Raw genomic sequence first — 19,097 nt, 5'->3', positions numbered from 1 at the left:
TAGGCAGTATCGTTAGCCGAGCTTCTTATTGCTCTAGAACATGGAACACTATTCCAATATATGCATAGTAGCAATATGTTGTTTAGTTTCTTCTGTTCCGAGTTCATATAGGAGTTTATATATATCCTTTAGCGTGTGATCATAGCCATCATTCTCTTCGTCCAAATGATATGGAACACCCGGTACATGCGTTCTAAAATAAGAAGCATCATCAAAGCTAGTCTTCGTTCCAAATAACCTCTCTAAGTCAGCCTTTTCCGCTTCACTCGCTTCAATCTCAAGCTCATAAGCAGCATCACCCTGACCTGACATAATGGTGCCTGCTTGCACGGAAACATAATATTTACGTTTACTCATAATTACTCTCCCCCCCATCACAGCAAATAAAACAGGATTAATACACCGATCACGATCGCAAGTGGAAATAGCACGTAAGCAATCAAGATCGGATTAGCTAGAATTCGGTGCTTCGCCGTTGTCTGATTAAGTCCACGGTCTGTTTCATGATATCTTTGCCTTCGTACCACCACGAATGACAAGATAGTTCCTCCAAGCAGAATAATGGCAGCAAACACCAGAAGCCACAGAAGTACATTCATCAACTCTTACTATCTCCTTCACATTTGCAATTTATTGTACCTCTAGTTCTTCTCCAATTTAAGACTTTTCATGCCAAAGAACCAATTCTACTCAGCCTCTAGATGGAGATAAGTTTCATTCTATTGACTGTAGGAAATACTCACTATTTGCAACATAATTACACTATCATGCAATTAAGTGAAGGAGCATTGAACATGAAACCAATTTACGAAATCATCCATATCAGCAAAATTTATAAAAAAGGAAAGGTCAAGGCAAACGACGATATTCATTTTGAGGTGAACGAAGGGGAAATACTCGGGCTGCTTGGTCCCAATGGGGCGGGTAAATCTACACTTATTCATCAAATGGTCGGTCATCAGAACCCTTCATTAGGGGAAATCCGCTTCCAAGGGATTAATGTACTTAAACAAACACAATCTGTTGCTCAGAAGGTTGCGTTCTACTCCCAAGAGCCACATGTCCTTACATCACTTAAAGCTTGGGAAGTATTATTCTACACAGGAAGACTAAGAGGAATGACAAAACGTAATGCGATGCTCGAAACAGAAGAACTACTAGCACGGTTCGAGATGGAAGATGTGAGAAATAAGACACTTTCGCGCATATCAGGTGGACAGAAGCGGCTAATTGGCATCGGTACGGCATTAATTGGCAACTCTCCTGTTATGATTTTTGATGAACCTACGAACGAGCTAGATCCCAAAAAAAGAAGATTAGTATGGAATATGATTCAAGAGCGAAATCAGCAAGGAGCCACTATTATTCTCGTGACTCATAATGTGCTTGAAGCCGAGCAGGTCGTAGACCGAGTAGCGGTGATTAATCATGGTAAGCTGCTCGCTATAGATCATGTATCCAAATTAAAGCAGAAAGTAGATCAACGACTTAAATTTGAACTAACAGTTACTTCAGGTAAACTCGAAGCCTTAATGCAGTATATGGAAACATATGGCGTCGTTCAACGAAATGGTGAGAATCGACTTCGTTTACTAGTTGAGAAGAATGATGCTAGTAAAGTGCTAGACTGGATTATAGCTGATAAAGGTGGTTTTCAAATCGAAGAGTACTCCATCGTACCGCCAAGCTTAGAGGATGTTTACTTTCATATTGATCAGGAAGCGCATCATGTAACAGAAGTGTTGAAGGAGGTTGTTAGCGTATGAGTGCTAGATTGAATCGTTCGCTAGTGGAACTTCTGATTTTATTCAAAATTCAATTCTCAATTATTCGAGAACAATGGGTCTGGGTCGTGTTAATGGCATCCATGTTCCCACTTACTACTTTATTATTCATGAAATTCTTTACTGTAGATCCAACACCTGATGTGATGGTCCGATTAATCGTAGGTAATATGGTTTTTGGGATTATAGTGATGGGCATGAACACCATGGGTCAGGAAATATCCTGGCAGAAGCATCAAGGACATTTTACCTTCTACGCATCACTTCCCATTTCTAAATTGAACTTTGTTTTTGCCAATTTATTAAGAGGATTTATGTCCACAATACCATCAGTAGTTGTACTTGCTGCTATTGGCCAACTCGTCTTCGGCATCCAGTTTCACTACAGCTGGGGGATCATACCTGTCTTATTCCTCTCCCTCTTTAGTGTTGTTGGAATTGGAGTAGGACTTGGCTTCTGGTCACCCAATCACCAATTAACGAATATGCTGACACAAATCCTTATGATGCTTGTTACCTTCTTAACACCTGTCATGGTTGACATGAGTCAGCTACCTGTTATTTTTCAGTGGATTTCCTATATCTTCCCTACTACCTATGCAACAGAAGCTTTAAGAGATATTTTCACAGTTGGCTGGAGCCCAGATTTAACGAAGAATATGATTGTTCTACTGGGATTCTCAGTACTAACGTATATCGTAATTACGAAAAGTGTGAAATGGCGAGTGAATAAGTAAGTTTAAGCAACAGCGGATCATTACTATTTACTATTTACTATTTATCTTTTATCCATATATTTCTTTATACCATGTATCTAATCTATCTTCTAATTCATTAAATAAAACAAATCGCGAGGCACGATAAACCTCTTTGCCTTCAACAAACAAAATAATGGTAGGGGCTGTAAAGACAAGAAAAGCTGATGAAGCATCTGGTGTTTCGTGCATATTGACGAGCAAAGCCGTTAGCTTTGGAAATTTAGTCAACAAAGTAAAGGTCTTGTCCAATACGACATCACAAACACCGCAATTCTCTGTTTTAATATACACAAGGCACAATGACTCATTTGAAATACGGGACTGAAGTTCTGGTAGATTGGATATTTTGTTCATAGCTTGAAGCCTCCCCTTATGCTTTATCCGAGATGTGTAAAATTTATTATACTGCGAATAACAATAAACCGATATCACTTGTTAAAAACAAGATTTATCGGTTTAAAGTTTCACTTTATGGTAGAGTCAAGGCTGTTTCGAGTGCTAATTCTATCCTATCATTTAATGTGGTTTCACGTTCTTTAGAGGTGATTGCTGGCTGTAATGATTTTATATTGGTTGGGTACATCGCACGACTACTCTAAAGTTTGCAAGTAGAAGAATGCTCGTGGAAATAAGGTTTAAGCTCCTGTAATACTTCTTCTGGAAGTGCTGCTTCAATCATCGGAAATACAACTCTTTCCTCTTTGCGAACATGCTGTTCAAGCATAATACCCAGTTTACGAATATCTTCGATTACATTCCCTTGTTTTTGATCAATCGCGCTCATCAGTGAACGAATTTCAACATGCTCAAGCAGCATTTCGATAATGACTTGCTGATTAATTGGAGCATATCTGGCATATGCAGGAAGCAAGATTTCCTCTTCTTCCCGAAAATGCGCTTGTCCCCCTGTTTCCCATAAGGATTTAATCTCTTCTTGAAGTGCTTTAACTTCATCCAGACTGGGAGTTAAACCAAGCTTGCTAATTTTGAGCGACATAACCAGTACATGATGATGATGTCGTGATAAAGGTGCAATTGCTTCATGTCTTTTGATTGGCGATGGCATGAAAGCCCCCTCCTTCAAATTATACAGATATTTATATTATAGCTCATAAATGCAAAAAAAGAGCTAATTACAATTGAATTAGCTCTTCTTCTATTTACTAACCTTTTTAACTGCAAATCAATCTTTATTTCTCTTGTACTTCATTGTCCGTTCATCATGGATAACACCATTCCAGTTCATGCCATATCCAAAGTCATAGGTATGTTCTTCAGTATCTACATGGCACTGCATATCATGTGCAACATCCTCGAACTGTTGTTCAACAGTTTGCATATTCGCAGGCATTTGCATCGGGAGCAGACCGGAAGGTTCGTGTGCTCCGCTGAGAATATCCATCACCGCCTGATCCTGTACCCCGAAATTGATCAGAATTGCATCTACTTCGGATTCAAACTCTTCGACGATTGATGGATTATTTAAGAGCAAGGAAACAATTACCGGCTTGCCTTGCACCATTTCCTTCGTTTCAAGTACAGTCTGCAAATCAGATTCGTTATGTGTGTTAACAGACTTGCCCTTGTAGGAACGATTAAGTACATCCGAATCACGTGGATCTCCAGCAAGACTTACTTCACGAGCATGTTCTGCGGAATATTTACGATATTGCAAACTAATCGGGACATATCCATTTCCTCCACGCTCCGCATCCTCCGTGCTATAGCCGATACCAGACTTCGGACTGCTAATAAATACGAGCCCTACATCTGCCTCATCTGGATTATCCGTTACCTCAAAATATTTAGAGACAACTTCTAAGTTGACTGGATACTTGAGGCTTTCCGGAATTGGCATACCGAACCAATCTTTGTCTGCTGGGGTATACCGCTTTGGAATATAAACCTTCGTTTTTGGCTTTAGAGGAAGTACATCATTCGTATTTTTTAACAAAACAACAGACTTCAATTGGGCATCATAACCAGCTTGCATAAAGTCTGGATTTCCGACGATCTGCGCACTCTTCTCAGGCTGTAGATACGGATTCTCAAAAAGACCAACCTGAAAAATATTCCGCAGAAGCCTTCTAGCAGATTGTTCAAACCGCTTTCGCATGAAGCTCTCCCCATGTTCTGCCACTCCCATCCGGTATGCTTCCAGCACAGGTTCAATCTCATTATTTCCACCGAACTGATCAACGCCAGCCATGAGCAGCTTATAATGCCGCTTTGCTACCGTTAATTCCTCGACACCCCAAGGCTTCCCAGAAAGAAAAACATCCTTTTCACTCGTTTCATCGGCAGTAATAAGCCAATCCGTACATACAACTCCATCATAGCCATACTTCGTACGAAGCAAATCTTGAATTAAATAGGTATTATAAGAATTGCCTACATTCTCTCCGTTAACGGTATCTTGATCCGTCGAAATGGTATAATACGGCATCACCGCCGCAGCTTTTCCCGTCTTGCCGGATAATTGAAAAGCACCATCAACGAAGGGCAGCAAATGTTCATCAAAGTTATTTCCAGGATAGACTGCATATTTTCCACAGCCAAAATGAGCATCTCGCCCACCTTCACCTGAGCCGCCTCCCGGCCAATGTTTCACCATCGCATTGACACTGTCATAGCCCCAGCCAGCATGAAGTTCTTGATCTGTCTCCGAGGTTTGAAAGCCGTCAACATAAGCTTTGGCCATATCAGTGGTAAGCTGTGTATCCTCTCCGAATGTCCCGTTATAACGGAACCAACGCGGGTCTGTTGCAATATCAATCTGCGGTGATAATGCGGTTGTAATTCCAAGTGCACGATATTCTTGTGCAGCAATCTCACCAAAGCGTCGTGTAACATCAGGATCAAAGGTAGCCGCTAATCCTAGTGTTTCGGGCCACATCGATACATTCTTCCCTGATCCTGCATTAAACTCTGAGCTCGCATCCGATCCATGCCTAGGATCAGTGCTATTATTAGCCGGTATCCCCAGCCCCGTGCCTTCAGCGAATGCTTGCACCTGATTGCTCCACTTGGCCGCGATTTCCGAACTCTCAACCGTCGTAATGAGAATATGGCGCAAATGATCCTTGGCAAGAAAAGCGATTTGTTCATCCGTTAGCTCCCATGGCTTTGCTCCGCTCTCTTCATAGCTTAAGCCTTGGTACGTGCTGGCGAACCATCCGCCACTTGCTGCAGGGATAGACTGATGCCTGCTGTACAGCATCAGCCCTGCGATTTGCTCGATCGACATTCTCGATGCCAGATCCTTAACCCGCTCCTCAATCGGCAATCGCCAGTCTTCATAAGGATCAAGTATCCCATTCTGATTAAGATCCTTAAAAAACAACCCATCCTGCTCAATAATCTTGATAGCAGAAGTCGTCGAATAGCCAAGCGTAGGTCCATTGCTATTGAAGATATAACGAATTGTTTGTTCAACATCTACTGCATGGAATTTATTGTTTGTCATATTTGTTTCCCTCCGTTATATGTTAATGCAATCCAAAGTTGCGGAAACGCTTGCATTAATTATAAAACAGCCGCCTGTCTTATGACAGGCAGCTATTTATATTGTTTGATATCAATTTTTAACCTCTTTTCATATAACGAAGCTCATCTGACACATAACCAGTATAAATTTTTGCCTAATTCTTTTACTTTGTGATTTTTTTAAATGATTCCGTCTGCTCTTTAATGCCCTTCTCAGCTGCAAATCGTTCAATACTGGACGCACCAAAGAATCCATCTATTCCCTCTGTTCTTTCAATCACGTACTTAGCATCTTCTGGTTCTGCAATAGGACCGCCATGACAGATGACCATAATATCTGGGTTAACTTCTTTCCCTGCTTTAATAATAGCTTCAATCTTCTCTACACAATCATCTAATGTAAGAGCTGTCGTGGCTCCAATTGTTCCTTTGGTAGTCAAGCCCATATGCGCTACCAGAATATCTGCTCCTGCTGCCGCCATTGCTTTTGCTTGCTCGGGATCAAATACATAAGGCGTTGTAAGCATGTCCAGTTCATGTGCAATTCTAATCATTTCTACTTCCAAATCATATCCCATACCCGTCTCTTCCAGGTTTTGTCTAAAAACGCCATCAATCAAACCTACGGTTGGGAAGTTTTGAACTCCGCTAAATCCTTGATCCTTAAGTTGTTTTAAATAAACCTCCATAACTCTAAAAGGATCCGTTCCGCATACGCCTGCTAATACCGGTGTATTTTTCACAACTGGCAATACTTCAGAACCCATTTCGACTACAATTTGATTGGCATCTCCATAAGATAATAGCCCTGCCAATGATCCTCGGCCTGCCATTCTATATCTTCCAGAATTATAAACGATCAGCATATCAGCTCCGCCAGCTTCACTGCTTTTAGCAGTAATACCTGTACCGGCGCCTACTCCCAAAAGAATTTTTCCATTTTTAACTTGTTCTCTAAACTTTGCCATAATTTCTACTCTTGTATTTTTATTCATGTATAACTCCTCCACCATAATTTTATAGTTCTATTTATTCATTAATTCAATTAGTTTCTGTGCCGCTGCCTCTGCAAACTCTATATCATTAATTGCACAATTCATTTCGATTATCTCTACAACATTTCTGTTTATACCATTTCTTAAGGTATCGAATAACATCTTATCTTCCTCTGGACCATAGAAGGCTTCACCCGGGACATCAATGCCTGATATGCCTTTGAGAGGTACCATTAATACCGTTTTCTCTTTTGACATATTTAGTTTTTCAACAAGCTTTTTGCCGATTGCTTCATTTTCTTCTACAGTTGTTCTCATGAGTGTTACGGTAGGGTTATGCTTATAGAATTTATGTCCAGCAAATTTCTCTGGTATCGTATCGTAAGGTCCAAAGTTACACATATCAAGTGCACCAACGGATACAATCTGTGGAATATGATTTCTGCCTGCTGCCTCTAGACGATAAGGTCCTGCATTCAGAACGCCGCCAATAATTTCATCTGCCCACTCTGTTGTGGTAAGATCTAATACCCCTTCAATAAATCCAGCCTCAATAAGCGCTTCCATAGTTTGTCCACCTACACCTGTTGCATGGAACACAAGCACTTCATATCCCCTTGCCTCAAGATAATTCCTGGCTGCCGTTACACATGGAGTTGTTACCCCAAACATCGTGGCCGCAATCAATGGCTTTTTCTCGATCACTTGGGTATTTTCAAATTTAACCATCCCTGCGATTGCAAATGCTGCATTTGTAAAAATCTTTGTTGAAATGGAGTTAAGCCCCGCAACATCGACAATGGACGGCATCATAACAATATCACTAGTGCCTACATATGGAGCCGTATTCCCCGATGCTACTGTCGACACCATCACTTTGGGTACACCAATCGGCAATGCCCGCATACCAGGTGTCACTAGCGAAGTTCCACCAGTACCCCCAAAGGAGATAATTCCATCAAATTTACCTTGTTTATATAATTCAGGTACTAGTTTTTCCATACCTCTGGATAATACTTCCGTTGCAAGAGCTCTGTCTTTCTTAGCGACGATCGTTTTCATATCTGCACCAGCAGCTTCTGCTACTTGACTGTTTGATACATCGGGTCTAAATGCAGGCTCAAATACACCTGTGTGGATGGTAAAAGTACCTAGACCCAAACTTTCAATCAAATTTCTGATAAATAGATATTCATCACCCTTGGTGTCAAATGTTCCTGCAATTGCGATTGTCTTCACTTGTTTAACCTCCTCTTTTCTACCTCAATAAAAAAGTATGATTAACTACAAATTAATCATACTGCTTTGGTTTATTTATGAAAACGCTTTTATGTCTTATGTTTTTGTGTTTATGTTAGATTTATATTGTTTTGGAGAACAACCTTTGTACTTCTTAAACATTTTGCTGAATTGTGCATAGTCTTGATATCCGACTAACGGTGCTAACTCTGATAACTGGATATTTTCCCTGTCTAATATCTCGGCCGCTTTATCGATGCGAAATTGCACAATATACGTTTGGAAACTGCAACCTACTTTCTTTTTGAACAAACTGCTTAAGTAACTTCTGGATACATGAGCAACCTTGGCTAAATCTAAAAAAGAAATCTCATTCATATAATTTTGGGCAACGTATTCTTTCACAAATTCAACATAATCATAATGCTTGGTAATTCCGTCTAACATCTTAACCAATAAATCATCTTCATCAAGCTTACCCGTTACTTTAAAGGCTTTCGTTATATTGGTAATGGACTTTTCTGATGGGATTCTCTCAAAAGCAGATCCCCCTATATAACCCATTAATTTTTCATTATTACTATACATATATTGAACATCAATTGGCGTTTTCACAGGACCTCCATAAACCAACTTGATTACATCTGGCTTTAACTTATTACATGTATTAAATATCTTGTCCGCTTTGACCTTGGCAGCTTCCAGGGAAAATACTTTTTTGGCCCCTAATAATCCTCCTTCTGTCAAGCCTAAATGTGCACAAATAATATCAGCTCCAGCTTCGATCATTTGAGCTGCTTGTAATTCGTCAAATACAAAGGCAACTGTAAACAAATCTTTCTCATGGGCTATTCGAATTGCTTCTACTTCAAGTAGATAATGATTCCCATCTTCTTTAAGAGCTTCGCTAAATCGACCATCTATTAATCCAACTGTGGGGTAGTTATTAATACCAGAAAACCCCATATCTTTTATTTCACTTATGTAAGTTTCCATATCCTTTGTAGGATCGGTTGCATTAAGGCCAAAAATAATCGGTATGTCCTTTACTAAGGGTATGATCTCTCTAGATGCAAAATCCATTACCATATCATTGCTATTGCAAAATGGCAAAAAACCAGCGAGTGAACTTCTCCCCATTTGGCGAAATCTACCCGAATTTAACATCAGAATGAAATCAGCCCCACCCTGTTTCGCATACTTTGCCGTTATTCCTGCACCTGTAGCAACTCCAATAATGTGATTACCCATTTTTATTTGTGATTTGAGATTTTCCAGGATTTTCACTCTATACATACTTACAAATCCCCTTATCCAGTTCATAACTTATTCTTATTATTTCATAGTTCATAGTTCTCATGATATCCGAAATACAGAATAAATTTCTTCCAGTCTTTTGGATAAGTTAGGAAAAGGTTTTTTCTGAATTTAAGGGGCAATCCCATAAGTCATAATAATGACTGAAGGATTACCCCTTGAAATTGATTCATTCGTGAAAACATTATGTTCATAACGAAATATGCCTATTTATATTTATATTGATATTCACACATAGCAATTTACAAGCCAATTCCATTCGAAGCCACTTGCAAACGAGCTGTTGATTGCCGAATCACAATTTCAGGAGTTAAGACCACACGCTGTTTCGTCTGCTTCTGATCATTAATCTCTGAAATGATTAAATCAATCACTTGCTTGCCAAGCTCCTGAATAGGCTGAGCTACTGTCGTTAAAGGGGGATCAATAATCGTAGCTAGAATTGTATTATCAAAACCTACTACGGACAAGTCTAGTGGAACTCTTATCCCTCTTTGACGTGCGGCTTGAATGGTTCCTATTGCAAGGACATCGTTACACGCAAAAATAGCAGTCGGTGGAAAATCGGAATCAAGAAGCAGACCTGCTGTTTTCTTACTATCATCAATTTGAGATGGACTTACAACCATTAGTTCCTCTTGAAAACAAATTTCTGCTTCTTCCAGTGCCTGCATGTAACCACGAATTCGCTCACGACTGCTAACTACCGTTAATTCCTCGGAAAGCACAGCAATATGTCGATGTCCCAGTTGTATCAAATGTGATGTAGCCAAATAACCACCAAGAAAATCATCTACCATAACAGCATCGACTGGAAGAGAGGGTAAGTCACGCGCAATTAGTGCAATCGGTAGTTTTTGCTGAATCAGCATTTTCAAAGTGACGTCATTACGGACACCTGTCCCTAAAATAATACCGTCTACACTTTTTTGTTTTAGCAACCCAATATATCGTTCTTCTTTTTTAATGTCATTATCTGTGTTGCATATGATGAGACTAAATCCGAATTCCTGTGCATGCTTTTCAACACTTTTCGCAATTTCAGCAAAAAATGGATTCGCTAGATCTGGTATCAGCAAACCGATCGAATATGTACGTTTTTTGGTCAAAGCAGAAGCAACTAAACTAGGCTGATAGTTAAGTTCATTCATAATTTTTCGAATTTTAAACTGTGTCGCTTCACTTATTCTCCCTGTCTGATTGATCACTTTGGAGACGGTTGCAGCTGAGACACCTGCTGCTTTCGCAATATCGTATATCGTAGCCATTTGTATCCCTCAATTATTTACCATCTATTATACCATCAAATGCCACATATCCTCTTTTATATATTCATGTGAAAAGTCACCTAGGTTGTTGAGCTACTTGGTTTGTACACAGTTTGAGCCGAAAATGGAATCTGGCATCCCCTTCAAACCACATTCGAAAATTCGTTCCCCAAATATTATTGTGCAGATTAAAATGCATTCCTTCATCAAGTGGAGCAAATGTATTGTCGAATTCCAGCAAACGTCTTCTTCCAGGAGATACAAGTGGCGTATCCAACGTATGAATGTCTACCGAGCCGTCCGTCCCAACATAGCTTACACCAGAATCCACTGCATGCAAGTTGCGATTACCATTCTTGACAACTTGAAGAGGCGATACCTTACTGCCGAGCTTCTCCAGCATCCACAAATTCGGATTATCCACGAGCAGCGAAAAGGATAACCAGCTAGCTTCTGGCAGTCTGCAAGCATCCTTGCTCCACCAGTTCAATTCAACATCAATCAAGTCGCTGTCATGATTAAATACATATAACAACTCTATTTCCCTTGGAGCTCCATACAGATCTATCGCCTCATCCGGCAGGCGCAACTTTGCAAGTACCAAATCTTCTGTTTCTAAGCTAGCATGCTCTAGTCTAATAAGCGAAGGTGTATACAAGCGATGTGCAGGTCTTGGCCTAACATATTCAAATCCGGGCTTCCCGAAGTCAGCATCCGCCCAAGTGTGAGTCGTCGGTAAATCTTCCATGTAAGTTTCAAACCAATGAGCATAATTTTCCGTGCCAAAAACTTCATAACGATAAGCACCCAGCACATGCTGCTCATCTGACCATTCTTTCCCGTATCTATCTTTCAACTGTATGAGTGATCCATCAGATCCAAACTTAACTTGAAAACGTTTCAGTTGATAAATCTGATATGCTTGCCATTGTTCAGCATCAACAAGCTTACTTTTGATCGGTACTAACTTCTCTAACGCTTGATGTGCCTCCAGCTTCTTATCATCACTTAATGCCTCAAGACCTTGCTTCAAATAATCACGCTGCTCCTGCCACGATGCTTCTACCAGCGAATACCGACGTTCGCTACTTTCGGCTGCAAATAATCCTTTGGACAATTGATCGAATTCATTCATGGCAAAAGAACTGATATAGCTGTATTTATCCGGTGTGTCATCCAGATCGATGATATCCTTCGCACGTGCTGCGTAGAAATCTTGTTTGGCGTAGTTCTTAAAATCAGGTAAAAATTTCTTGATATCAAGTCCCCAAGTATGCTCGGCTACGAGCAGAAGTGATTCACTCAGCTCCTCAAACTCATGATCTCCTATCTTCATCCTACCTTCTGATAGCCACTTACTGCGCAAACGTACCAATTCACGATACATCCCCATCTTCTGAGGGTCCGTGCCGGTACCATGAATCCATGTATCCCCAAGCTCTTCTCGAACGATTGGAAGTTGTCCACGAACTGCAAGCAGCTTAGAAGCAAAAGCATCCATTGTTGAAGCTTTAATGTGTGCCCCAGGGTATTGTTTCGACAACTCCGCAAACTGATGCTGAATATCTTCCATACTTGGAGGTCCGCAGTTATCCCCTGTATGCGCAAAGACAAGCACATCCTGCATACCGTCAATATATAGATGCTCACCATAGTTTTCTGCGTAATTCACAATCACTTCAGAGCCGTCTGCTGATTGCCAGCGAAAAACTTTAGGGACAGAAGGACGCTTCGATGCTGGGTTCATTCCTAAATGAAGATATTGAATGCCAGCCTGTTCAAGAAACGGCACCATACCGATTGTATGACCAGGTACATCTGTCATTTTGGCAGATATCGTCTTTTTGCTAAATGTATGGTCTAACTGGTCACGCAATGAAATTCCATATTGGAACAAAGAAGAATCGAGCAGTTCAGTATGTGTTGTGAAAGGAAGAGCGTGCCATGCAATATAGCCTTTCTCAATCGCCTCAGACATCATTCTACGTTGACTTTCCGTCCCATGTTTCAAATAATAGTGAATGAGCCAAGAGCCTGTCGTCCACACGAATTGAGCCTCTCCACCTTGTGAATCTAACTTTTGTGCCAATTCGATCGCTTTGGGGATAAAATCTTCACAGTACCGACGAACTACTCTGCCTGCCAAGTCAGTAAAGCCGATATCCAGGTGAGTCTTAAATATGACATGAACAGTCTCAATCCGAGGCATTTTCATACTCCTTAACCAGTAGATTCTCATTCAGTCGCTCGACTAAATCCACTAATTCCATTGGCTCTGAAATCACATAATCAGGCTTTTCACTTGCATCAGATGGTACTTTAGGGTACCTAGAAGTCCAGCTTAGAAACACGCTTTTAATCCCCAGAGCATTGGCCCCCTTCACATCGCGACTCAAATTATTGCCAACCATCACAATTCGTGAATAGTCTTTCTCTTCTAACTCCAGTGCCCCCATTGCCGCCTTGAACATTCGTGGATGTGGCTTCTCCACCTTAATATTCTCAGAGTAAATCATCGCCGTAAAGTAATCGTAAACACCATTTTGAGTTAAAATATTTTTAAACGACTGTGCATAGCCGTCTGCGACAAGCGCAAGCGTATATCCTTTTTCTACCAGTGTCTTAACCATTAAATCCGCACCTGGTATCACAGTGGCCGAAATGACAATATCATGTTCATCTCGAATTTCACTACTTTCATCTATAATCGTATCTCCGCAATCCAAAAAGACAATCAGTTCTTTTGGCTTCATTTGTCGACACCACCTATGGGTTAGTTATTCTTTTACAGCCCCTAGCATTGAACCTTTAACAAAATATTTCTGAACAAAAGGATATATCACAAGGAGTGGAAGGAGGGCTATGATAATACCCGCCGCCTGAATATTCGGTGTAATAATGTTAAAGCTGCTTGATCCTTTTGAATCAATCATTGAGCGAAGCGCAATCTGCAGCGTATATAATTTCGTATTGTTAATATATAACAGCGGTTCTTTGAACTGGTTCCAACGATGCACAAACTCAAACAAGACAACCGTTGCAAGTCCAGAAAGGGAGGAAGGAATATAGATAGTAGAAAATATTCTAAAATCTCCTGCACCATCTATACGAGCCGACTCGCTTAGCGCTGTAGGCACCATTGAGAAATAGTTTCTGAACAGCATAATACTAAAACCTGATGCCATTCCTGCGACAATCAGCGAGCTTAAGGTATTAATTAAACCGAATTCCTTATTAACTATATATAATGGAATCATTATAGTTTCACTCGGAATCATCATCGTAAAAAGAATCAATGAAACCATAATTCGCTTACCTGGCAGATTTTGCAGCAATACATAAGCAGCGAGTGCACAAAGAATCACATGAATAAGGGTACCAGCTACCGTTACGATCACATTGTTAAAAAAGGGTCTCCATAATTCTAAATTATTCCAGACAGTAGCATAAGAATTAAAATCAAACTCAGTCGGCCAAAGTTTAAGACTTACCTCCATTGAACCAACATTGCCTGAAACTGATACAATGAACGTATTCCATATCGGGATAATCATAGTAGCTACAAGTAAGAGTAGAAATAACCCGTTCAACATTTGAAACGACCTTTGGAAAACTTGTTGTCTTTTCACACTGCCACCTCCTAGTCGTATCGAATAATTTTGCTTATAACGTAACTAATAAGCAGTGTTGCAAAGATCACAATAAAGCCTGCTGCTGTTGCGATTCCTATATCAAATTCAAGAATACCTTTTTGATAAGTGTATGTCATCAGCACTTCTACTTTCTTTGCAATTACTGAATTCGACATCATAATAATTTGATCAAAAATACGAAGAATAGACATCACATTCAGCATAATAACGACCTTCATTGTTGAAACCAGAGAAGGAAGTGTAATAGAGCGCATTTGTTGCCAGCGATTTGCTCCATCAATACGTGCTGCTTCATACAAAGTAGGATCGATGGATACTATTGTCGCCAAATAGAGGATGCAATAGAAACCCATATCCTTCCAAATAGTACTCAAAACAATAACGGACCTTGCATATTTCTCTTCCAATAAAAAGTTGATAGGAGTCTGACCGAATAGTTTCAATATTTCATTGATCAACCCGCCATCCGGGGAGAGAATTTGAATAAAGATACCACCCACAACAACCCAGGAAAACAAATGTGGAACATAGATGATCATTTGCGTGAGTTTTTTGAATGTTTGTCTGAAAACTTCATTTAATGATAATGCGACAACAATTGGTGCAATAAAACCAAGGATAAGAATACTTAAACCTATGATCAAAGTATTGGTTAGAACTTGCCAGAAATTCGGATCATTGAGTACAGTTAAATAATTTTCCAAACCAATAAATGGACGTTCGCCAATCAGGTTAACCTTCTGTGTACTGGAAATCAGTCCCTTTACCAGAGGATAGAAGGAAAACAAAGAAAAATAAACTAAAACTGGCAGGACCATGAGATAGAGCGTTTTATACTTCGTTAGTGTTTTCAAGCTATCACCGCCGTTTATAAGATCTGTTTTATCACACCAAACAAGTAGAAACGGTTTCACCGTCTTTATAAGACGGGTGCGTTTCTGCGAGAAATACTTAAGAATTTATGAGCCCTGCGATATAAATTCTTATATTTTGAAAATTAATCGAGACTGAAGCTCTTCGAGAATCAGCCTCGATTATTCAAAAAAATTTTTTAACAGCTTTTATTGATCAATAAGTTTAGCTGCTAGCAACTCATCATGCATTTTCTGCACAGCTTCCTTGGAAGGCAATTTCCCCATAATCGCTTGGAAAGCATAGTTTTCGACAATCTTCTTAGCATCATTCCATTTATTGGTGGAAAGTTCAGTACTGGAATTCGCATTAAGAACAATCTCCTTTGCTGCTTTCGTCACATCACTTTCTTCAACAGGATCTTTATAGTTTTTATTGTAACTCGTCCCTCCACCATGCGTTTGATGCTTCTTACCTTCTTCAGTAAGCACATATTTACCGTCTACAACATTATAATCGTGCCCTTCAATACCCATTGTTGCAAGCCTAATCCCTGCATCAGTATACAAAAATTCTAAATATTTCATAGCACCTTCAGGATCAGGAGAATTAGCTGGAATTACCCAAGTACTCGGGTCTCCTCGGCGAAGCATAACTTTCCCGTCTGGACCCGGTACACCATTTATACCCACCACTAACTTGGTTGTATTCGGATCTTCCTGTTTAAACATATTGTTAAACATGCCTGTCCAGGCATCCCAGTAAGTAATCATGCCTACACGGTCAGTCTGGAACATGCTGCGCATCTTTCCAGAATCGTTTGTTGCGAAATTCGGATCAAGAATTCCTTCTTTAAACAACTTATTGAACCATTCGAATACCGGTACAGCTTGCTCTGTTGCATATGGAATCGTACGTTTGCCATCCGCTGTAATCACGTATCTTGCCTTGACACCAGTCGCGCTCATAAAAGGTTGGATGTCATACAAGCCGGCAGTCGACAACCCGTATGTATCATCTTTTTTATTCCCATCTGGATCTTGTTCTTTGAACGCTTTTAGTACGTTATAATACTCATCAAGCGTTTTTGGTTCCTGCAATTTCAGCTTATCAAGCCAATCTTTACGTACTAAAGGCATTGTCCCGCCTTCTTTTTTATTGAATATTCCATATATTTTTCCGTCATAACGAACCATATCCCACTCAGATTCAGAAATCACATTGGGGTCGGAGAACACTTTGGACTTCTTAATCAAATCGTCTAAAGGCATCAATGCCTTCTGCTCCACTAAAACATCCATCGATTCTTTTACTGCATAGAAGAGATCAAACTTCTCGCCGGCCGCAACTGCAGCAAGTAATTTCTTCTTATAATCCGCCTTGGAGCGATTAATGGAAATCTCAATACCAGAAAGCCTCTTCACTTCGTCTTCAAACAACTTATTCTCTTCCGGTGTTTGCCCGCCTTGGTCCTCTGTGATCGTACGCAAACTTATCTTTCTCTGAGAGTCATCTTTAGTCCCATTTTTTGTACCCTCACCTGTCGTTCCACTCGTTTGATTGGAATCGCTGCAGCCAGACACTAATACACTAGAAGCAAGTAAACAAACTAAACTAATACCTAATAATCTCTTCATTCTTACATCCCCTTCTAATAAATAAAATGTAATAATTAGAAAGCGCTTACAACACAGCTCTACCTTGCTGTTCTCAACGTAATTGAAACAACATATTAATTTATCTGTTGTTTCAATTACGTTGGGTAACCGCTTACCCTAAAAACGATTATAACATATTTCAGATTAATTGGAAATATCACAAAATTAAATTTTTATATAATTCTATATCAATATTATTTGCAAATTATACAACAAAATAGGGAAATCGGTTTCTCATACTTGCTTTACAGAAGACATTCTGACAATAAGCTCAGGCCGCATAACAATGCGTTGCCGCATGATTGACGGTTCCCATAACTCCTCAACAATCAATTCTACTACTTTTCTACCCATATGCTCCATTGGTTGCGCAACTGAAGTCAAGGGCGGATCAGTCACTCTTGCTAAGATCGTATTGTCAAAACTGACCAATGCCAACTGCTCAGGAATGCGGATACCCACATCCTTTGCTGCTTGAAGAGCGCCCACCGCCAATATATCATTACAGCAAAATAAGGCACTGGGAATCGATTCATATTTCAGAAGCAATGCCGCTTGCTTCTTTGCGTCTTCTAGCGTATATTCACAAATTTTGATGGCAGCGTCATCTAATTGGATACCTGCTTGAGAGAGTCCATGCTTGAATCCACGAACACGCTCACGGCTGCTGCTGACGTGATAGTTTTCGGCTAGAATGGCGAATTGAGTATGTCCCTGTGCAAGCAAATGAGCAGCGGCCATTTCGCCTCCAACAAAATCATCGACTATCACCGTATTAACATCGATAGACCTAAGTTCCCTGGCAATCAAAGCAACTGGCACTTTTTTTTCCAAGAGCCGATCAATCGTGCCCGAGTCTTCAATACCTGTAGCAATAATAATACCGTCAACTCTTTTTTGCTCCAACAGCGATACATAACGCTCGATTCGTTCATTCTGATTGTCTGTACTGCAAATGATGACAGTATAACCCATTTTTTGACTATGATCTTCTACCGCTCTAGCTACCTCAGCAAAAAAAGGATTCGAAATATCAGGAATAAGCAATCCGATCGTGTAGGTTCGCTTTCCGGTCAAAGCAGATGCGATTACGCTGGGATGATAGTCTAGACGTTTCATAATACTTAAAATTTCTTCACGCCTTTTTTGGCTTATTTTTCCTTTTCCATTAATCGCATTCGACACGGTCGCGATGGATACGCCAGCTTCACGTGCAACGTCGTATATCGTCACTTTCGCTTTCATACAATCTCCTATTCTTTCTGCTGAGGCTTTGGCATAAGCCATTCATGCTGCGTTTCTACATGAAATTTCCATGTCCGAGACGGACCCGCCATAACATTCAAATAATAAGCATTATAACCTGGCGGTACAGACACGGGATGGTATCCTCTTGGAACAAGAACAGCTTGATCATGTTTGACAACTAGGGTTTCGTTTAACGACTCATCCTCCGTGTACACACGCTGAATGGCAAATCCGTGGCGAGGCTTCATTTGATAATAATACGTTTCTTCCAGCAGTGATTCATCCGGCAGGGCATCGCGGTCGTGTTTGTGCGGCGGATAACTGGACCAATGGCCGCCAGGAGTGAAGACCTCGACAACTAGCAGAGAATCCGCATCCGCATCTTCAGGCAATATATTATGAATGTATCGTTCCATATTTCCTGTGCCACGCACTTCAACACCGACATCCTCCGGGGCAATGAGACGTGCAGGATAACTACCTTTACCAGGAGCTGAACAAACAGCCAATTGGAGCTCTGTCAAGGCCGTTATACTATATGAGACTTGATTCGGCAAATAGACTGAATATGGCGGAATTTGCTCGAAAACATCCATACGGTTACCTATTTGGGTCCAAGCCCCTTGATCGGTAACGATATCCGCTTTACCTGACAGCAATACAATACACACCTCATTATCATCTGTCGACTGAATCAATTTTTCAGCAGATTTTAAACTAATTCGTTCAAAGCCGACATATTTCCAACCAGCAGATTCAGGCGTAATAATTAAACTGCTTTTATCCGAATCTAGTATTGACTGCGGCTCTACAATCAGTTTTGTCATTGGTGCAACCTC

18 protein-coding genes are annotated in these 19,097 nt (G+C 40.4%); 2 read left to right on the top strand and 16 right to left on the bottom strand.

Annotation, left to right across the window (positions count from 1 at the left end; all coding sequences use genetic code 11):
• Window positions 1–48: 48 nt before the first annotated feature.
• Together AC1DOK_RS14495 and AC1DOK_RS14490 are read right to left on the bottom strand one after the other, a co-directional pair.
• A complete protein-coding gene (locus tag AC1DOK_RS14495; RefSeq protein WP_477555005.1) occupies window positions 49–357 on the bottom strand; it encodes a hypothetical protein in 309 nt (102 codons plus the stop codon).
• A 17-nt stretch (window positions 358–374) separates the two neighbouring features.
• Window positions 375–602 (bottom strand): hypothetical protein, encoded by a 228-nt coding sequence (locus AC1DOK_RS14490; RefSeq protein WP_477555004.1) that lies wholly within the window; start codon window positions 600–602, stop codon window positions 375–377.
• A 192-nt stretch (window positions 603–794) separates the two neighbouring features.
• Between AC1DOK_RS14490 and AC1DOK_RS14485 the strand changes: the two genes are divergently transcribed.
• Complete coding sequence (locus AC1DOK_RS14485) at window positions 795–1,766, top strand: ABC transporter ATP-binding protein (RefSeq protein ID WP_477555003.1); 972 nt, start codon at window positions 795–797, stop codon at window positions 1,764–1,766.
• Window positions 1,763–2,521, top strand: coding sequence for an ABC transporter permease (locus AC1DOK_RS14480; RefSeq protein WP_477555002.1), 759 nt, complete (start codon window positions 1,763–1,765; stop codon window positions 2,519–2,521). Before AC1DOK_RS14485 ends, AC1DOK_RS14480 begins: the two co-directional genes overlap by 4 nt.
• Window positions 2,522–2,569: 48 nt before the next feature.
• Here the strand turns inward: AC1DOK_RS14480 and AC1DOK_RS14475 are convergent, their stop codons facing one another.
• From AC1DOK_RS14475 to iolB, 14 genes are all read right to left on the bottom strand, one after another.
• On the bottom strand, window positions 2,570–2,896 hold the full coding sequence (locus AC1DOK_RS14475) for a thioredoxin family protein (RefSeq protein ID WP_477555001.1): 327 nt from the start codon (window positions 2,894–2,896) through the stop codon (window positions 2,570–2,572).
• Between the two features lie 241 nt (window positions 2,897–3,137).
• A complete protein-coding gene (locus AC1DOK_RS14470) occupies window positions 3,138–3,608 on the bottom strand; it encodes a hemerythrin domain-containing protein (RefSeq protein ID WP_477555000.1) in 471 nt (156 codons plus the stop codon).
• Between the two features lie 117 nt (window positions 3,609–3,725).
• Window positions 3,726–6,008 (bottom strand): glycoside hydrolase family 3 protein, encoded by a 2,283-nt coding sequence (locus tag AC1DOK_RS14465; protein ID WP_477554999.1) that lies wholly within the window; start codon window positions 6,006–6,008, stop codon window positions 3,726–3,728.
• 184 nt (window positions 6,009–6,192) lie between these two features.
• The gene (locus AC1DOK_RS14460; protein ID WP_477554998.1) at window positions 6,193–7,023 is read right to left on the bottom strand and encodes a phosphoenolpyruvate hydrolase family protein; all 831 of its coding nucleotides are present in this window, start codon (window positions 7,021–7,023) and stop codon (window positions 6,193–6,195) included.
• Window positions 7,024–7,053: 30 nt separating this feature from the next.
• Window positions 7,054–8,262, bottom strand: coding sequence for a Tm-1-like ATP-binding domain-containing protein (locus AC1DOK_RS14455; RefSeq protein WP_477554997.1), 1,209 nt, complete (start codon window positions 8,260–8,262; stop codon window positions 7,054–7,056).
• A 96-nt stretch (window positions 8,263–8,358) separates the two neighbouring features.
• A complete protein-coding gene (locus AC1DOK_RS14450; protein ID WP_477554996.1) occupies window positions 8,359–9,558 on the bottom strand; it encodes a phosphoenolpyruvate hydrolase family protein in 1,200 nt (399 codons plus the stop codon).
• A 263-nt stretch (window positions 9,559–9,821) separates the two neighbouring features.
• Entirely contained in the window at window positions 9,822–10,847 is a 1,026-nt protein-coding gene (locus AC1DOK_RS14445) for a LacI family DNA-binding transcriptional regulator (protein WP_477554995.1), read from the bottom strand.
• 76 nt (window positions 10,848–10,923) lie between these two features.
• On the bottom strand, window positions 10,924–13,056 hold the full coding sequence (locus AC1DOK_RS14440; RefSeq protein ID WP_477554994.1) for a DUF5054 domain-containing protein: 2,133 nt from the start codon (window positions 13,054–13,056) through the stop codon (window positions 10,924–10,926).
• Window positions 13,043–13,600, bottom strand: a complete 558-nt coding sequence (locus AC1DOK_RS14435) for an HAD family hydrolase (protein ID WP_477554993.1) — start codon at window positions 13,598–13,600, stop codon at window positions 13,043–13,045. The genes AC1DOK_RS14440 and AC1DOK_RS14435 overlap by 14 nt, the downstream gene beginning before the upstream one ends.
• A gap of 24 nt (window positions 13,601–13,624) precedes the next feature.
• Window positions 13,625–14,476: a carbohydrate ABC transporter permease gene (locus tag AC1DOK_RS14430; RefSeq protein ID WP_477554992.1), complete on the bottom strand. Its 852-nt coding sequence runs from the start codon at window positions 14,474–14,476 to the stop codon at window positions 13,625–13,627.
• Window positions 14,477–14,487: 11 nt separating this feature from the next.
• A complete protein-coding gene (locus AC1DOK_RS14425; RefSeq protein WP_477554991.1) occupies window positions 14,488–15,414 on the bottom strand; it encodes an ABC transporter permease subunit in 927 nt (308 codons plus the stop codon).
• Between the two features lie 147 nt (window positions 15,415–15,561).
• Complete coding sequence (locus AC1DOK_RS14420; protein WP_477554990.1) at window positions 15,562–16,989, bottom strand: extracellular solute-binding protein; 1,428 nt, start codon at window positions 16,987–16,989, stop codon at window positions 15,562–15,564.
• Between the two features lie 255 nt (window positions 16,990–17,244).
• The gene (locus tag AC1DOK_RS14415; RefSeq protein WP_477554989.1) at window positions 17,245–18,255 is read right to left on the bottom strand and encodes a LacI family DNA-binding transcriptional regulator; all 1,011 of its coding nucleotides are present in this window, start codon (window positions 18,253–18,255) and stop codon (window positions 17,245–17,247) included.
• Between the two features lie 8 nt (window positions 18,256–18,263).
• On the bottom strand, window positions 18,264–19,085 hold the full coding sequence (gene iolB, locus AC1DOK_RS14410; protein WP_477554988.1) for a 5-deoxy-glucuronate isomerase: 822 nt from the start codon (window positions 19,083–19,085) through the stop codon (window positions 18,264–18,266).
• Window positions 19,086–19,097: the final 12 nt, after the last annotated feature.

Source organism: Paenibacillus sp. P5_B5 (genome assembly GCF_056400365.1).
Note: the sequence above shows the minus strand (reverse complement) of the source record. Positions and strands in the feature narration are given on the sequence as shown.